Origin of the sequence: Psychrobacter aquaticus CMS 56 (genome assembly GCF_000471625.1) — a bacterium.
In the GTDB taxonomy this organism is placed as follows: Bacteria; Pseudomonadota; Gammaproteobacteria; order Pseudomonadales; family Moraxellaceae; genus Psychrobacter; species Psychrobacter aquaticus.
The window spans coordinates 1-4,312 of record NZ_AUSW01000020.1 but is presented as its reverse complement, the minus strand read 5'-3'; the positions used below and the strand labels follow the sequence as shown (position 1 = coordinate 4,312).

The window sequence follows — 4,312 nt, the reverse complement described above, 5'->3', positions numbered from 1 at the left end:
ACGATAGAAGCAAAAAACTATGGCTTTATTTGGCGATAATTCATTAGCGCCATATTTTTCTTTTATTGCATAAAAATTTCATAGAACTTGATCTATTTGATCAATATTTTAAAAATTCTTAGATACACATAGAAAAAAGGGCGTAATTTATTATATTAATCACTACTAGTAGTATGGCTTTATGTTTGTTAAACGACTCTTTAAAAAATTAGAAACTGGATATTATTGAGTCAAAAATTTCAATACAAAATAATTATGAAAAATAAAAACATTATTATTTCAATGGGTTGGGTGGTGGTGCAAGAAAGACTAAAGTATTAAAAAATAAAATAAAGACATAAGGTATCAAAAAGTAGATGAACGGCATTGACTGTATATTTACTTATATTAATATACTCAACTAGGTATTAATATAGTTAAGTAAGTATTAAATACGTTAATAAATATTTTTTGATTCTTTCTGTTCTAATATTTCCACATAAAACCTAACGTTTTTTTGATGACCTCTCATTAACTGTAGGTTTGTCTGTTATATAACCGATCCCTCAATTTTTTATAGGATATAAGTCGCATGAATCGTAGTTATAAAGTCATTTGGAATCAGTCATTAAACTGTTTTATGGCCGTCGCTGAATACGCGAAGAGCCGTGGCAAATCTTCAAGTACTGTCGTAGGTGCTAGTGCTTCCATTGTATCCAGTGACATGGCCGCAGGAGGGGTGCGGTTATTACGGTTGAGTGCTTTAAGTATAGGGTTAGTGACAGCAGGGTTGAGTATATCTCCTCAAGTTTTTGCAGCACCTTATGCTGCGGGGGGAGGAACTGCCAACGGTGCAGATGCTATTGCTATAGGTACTGGAGCGGCAACAGGTGTTGGCACTGGTCAAAGTATCGCTATTGGAGCACAAACTCAAGCAACGGGTGATCAGTCAGTCGCACTTGGTGCAAACGTAGTTGCCTCTGGTAACTCATCAGTAGCAATTGGTGGCGATGATATTGATAAAATTGCAACTAACACAGCACAGGCGGCGCAATATACGAACCTTACTGGTGGAACATTAGTTGCGGGTAGTTATCCAACAACCACTGCTTCTGGGGCAGGAGCGTCAGCATTGGGTGTGCAAGCGATTGCTTCTGGTAATTTCTCAACTGCCCTTGGTATGACGTCGACAGCCAGTGGTGCAGCGTCTGTAGCATTGGGCGTTAACGCTGCAGCTGCAGGGCAAGGTGCATTAGCAATTGGTGCAGTTTCTAGGGCATCAGGTACAGGCTCCGTTGCAATAGGTATTAACTCAAGATCAAGTGGTGTGAACTCCATTGCTATTGGCTCTGGTAACACTGCTACCTCAGGTGCTAATACGACTGGCAACAATGCAACTGCTATCGGTAGTAATTCCAGTGCAGCAGCCGATGCAACTGCCATTGGCGCAGGTGCTAGAGCTAATATAGCAGGGGGTGTTGCTATAGGCACAGGCTCTATTGCAAATATAGGGGCTGGTATTGCCGGTTTTGATCCTTCTACTGGAGGCGCAACTAAAGAAACGTCAAATGTATGGCAATCTACTCGAGCAGCTGTTGCGTTGGGAGATGGCGTTAGTATTACTCGTCAATTGACTGGTTTGGCAGCCGGTACTAGCGATTCTGACGCGGTAAACGTGGCTCAGCTACGAACAGTAACGAACCAAACATTTAAGATTCAAGCCAATAACGATACTGCTTCAGCTGTTAAATCTAGTGATACTGTCCAGTTTGTAGATGGTAAAAACATAAAAATTAGTCGTGTCAATAATGGTATAACCATTGCCACTGCAAACGAAATTACCGTTGATAGTGTTACTGCTAAAGATGTCAACGGCAATATAACTAACCTAACGGCTGCTGGCACTAACGTCACTAACGGCCCTAATACCAGTAACTATGGAACGACAGGTCTAACTGCAACAAATGCTAATGGTAATACGGGTCGCTATGATGCTGAAAGCGCAACTTTGACTGATAGTAGAGGTAATAGGAATGAAAGCGTCGCTATAGGTAATTTCATAGTTGATTCTGCAGGTAATAGAAATGCAAGCACTGCTATAACTAACAACATAACCGATTCTGCAGGTAATGCTAATGTAAGCAGAGCGACAATCGATGGAATGTTCGATGCTGCAGGTAATAGTAATATAAGCAGTGCAACACGTACTGATGTTTTAGATAACCTTGGTAATACCAGCACCTATAGTGCAACTGGGCTCACAGCTATAGACGCGGCTGGCAATCGTACGCTCGTTAACCAAACTGGCTTAAGCTTCACTGATAGCACAGGTTCGGCTACAGGCCCAAGCATCACTGCAGCTGGCATCAATGCTGGCAACCAAGTCATTACTAATGTGGCAGATGGTCGCATTGCAGCAAACAGCACAGACGCCATCAATGGCTCTCAGCTGTTCCAAACCTCAGACGCGGTTAAAAACGTCATTGGCGGCAATACCATTAACACTAACGGTTTGATCACTACCACCAACATCGGCGGTACGGGTGAGAACACCATTGACGCCGCAATTGGCAGCGTTAGAGACTCAGCAATCAAAGCGAAGAATACTATCACCGAAGACAAAAACATCGTCGTGACTGAAACCACCAACAGTGATGGTTCAAGCAATTACGAAGTTAAAACCAAGGACGATCTTGCGCTCACCAGTGTCACAACAGGCAACACCATCACGAATAACGCGGGTGTTCGGATTGATGATGGTTTTGGAAACATCACGGCTGTGACTGCAATAGGCACCAACGTTACTGATGGTAATAGAACTAGCAACTATGATGCGACAGGTCTGACTGCAACAGATTCCTCAGGTAACTTCGGTTATTATGGCGCTGGAAGGACAGTTTTGACCGATAGTAAAGGTAATCAGAATCAAAGCTCCGCTATAAGTAATTACATAATGGATGCTTCAGGTAATTGGAATCAAAGCACTGCAAGACATAATTTCATAGGCGATAGAGTAGGTAATAGGAATATAAGCACAGCATCACGCAATGACATGATTGATGCGGCAGGTAATAGGACTATAAGCAGAGCAACGGGTACTGATGTTTTAGATAACCTTGGTAATACCAGCACCTATAGTGCAACTGGGCTCACAGCTATAGACGCCGCTGGCAATCGTACGCTTGTTAACCAAGCTGGTGTTAGCTTCACTGATGTTAATGGCGTTGTAACAGGTCCAAGCATCACTGCACGTGGCATCGATGCTGGCAACCAAGTCATCACCAATGTGGCAGATGGTACTGCCACAAGCGATGCCGTGAACCTCGGTCAGCTGCAAGCCGCAAGCAGTGCTGCTGATACCAAAACAGATGCGTTAGGCATCAGCACTGCAACCAACCTAGGTGGCGGCGCAACTTACACTGCGGCGACTGGCACAGTAAGCGCACCTACTTATACCCTAAACAACGGCAATAATGATGCGACCACTACTGACTTTAATAACGTAGGTAGTGCACTGGGTAACTTAGATGGTCGTACGACTACCAATACTAGTGACATTGCTAACGTTCAAGCACAAGCGAACCAAGGCTTTAACATCCGCGCAGCGGGCAGTAAAGCTGACAACGTTCAATTGGGTGAAACCGTTGACTTTACCAACACTGATGGCAACCTACTGGTCACCAATGATGGGTCTAATGGTATCAACTATAACCTAGCAGAAAACATCGACCTTGGTGTAACTGGTAGCGTTAGAACGGGTAACACCGTCACCAACAATATGGGCGTTAGAATTGACGATGGCACAGGCAACCTCACAGCTGTGACAGCAACAGGCACCAACGTCACTAATGGTACTGACACTAGCAGCTATGATGCGACAGGTCTGACTGCAACAGATGCCAATGGTAATACCAGTAACTATGGTGCCGAAACGACCACTTTGACTGACAGTGCAGGTAATTTCAATCAAAGCAGGGCTATAGGTAATGCAATAGTCGATGCTGCAGGTAATGCTAATGTAAATCTAGCATCAATTGAGGGCATGATTGATGCTGCAGGCAATACCAATATTAGTACTGCTACTAGTAACACCCTTAGTGAGGGTAATAATGTAACCACCACGACTGGTGCGGGCACTACTGTTACTGAAGGCACCAACACCAGTAACTATGGTGCTAATGGCTTGACTGCAGCTGATGCAGCTGGCAACAGTACGCTTGTTAATCAAACTGGCTTAAGCTTCACTGATAGCACAGGTGCTGCTACAGGTCCAAGCATCACTGCAGCAGGTATCAATGCTGGCAACCAAGTCATCGCCAATGTGGCAGATGGC

At 43.9% G+C, this 4,312-nt stretch carries 1 protein-coding gene; it reads left to right on the top strand.

Annotated elements, in window-relative coordinates:
• Window positions 1-571: 571 nt before the first annotated feature.
• Window positions 572-4,312 (top strand): ESPR-type extended signal peptide-containing protein (locus M917_RS06230; RefSeq protein WP_040642172.1); only part of this gene is annotated, 3,741 nt, incomplete at its 3' end.